This window comes from Citrobacter sp. TBCS-14 (genome assembly GCF_005280805.1).
Taxonomy (GTDB): domain Bacteria; phylum Pseudomonadota; class Gammaproteobacteria; order Enterobacterales; family Enterobacteriaceae; genus Citrobacter; species Citrobacter gillenii.
Genome location: NZ_SZWM01000211.1, coordinates 1 through 227, shown reverse-complemented (window position 1 = coordinate 227; position 227 = coordinate 1). Strand labels below are relative to the sequence as shown.

Genomic DNA, 227 nt, shown 5'->3' with positions numbered 1-227 from the left:
TGGCAAGTCGGCGAACCTTATTCTTCCTGGCGCTATCGTCGGGAAGTTGGTGTCACCACTGTCTGGCGCTGTCCATTATATGTACCAACTCAGCCTTCAACGTTAAAGCGGTTGTTACATTTGGGCAGTTTTGCCCTGAGCAGTCTTTTTCCCCTATTGGCTCAGTATCGGTGGAAGCCTGAATACATTATCGGCGTGGTACCCACGCTATTCTGTACACCAGGGAT

General features: G+C 50.2%; 1 pseudogene. It reads left to right on the top strand.

The annotated features are described in order from the left end of the window. Nucleotides 1-227 (top strand): annotated as a pseudogene (locus tag FDX22_RS12155) (colanic acid biosynthesis glycosyltransferase WcaI); the annotation flags it as partial.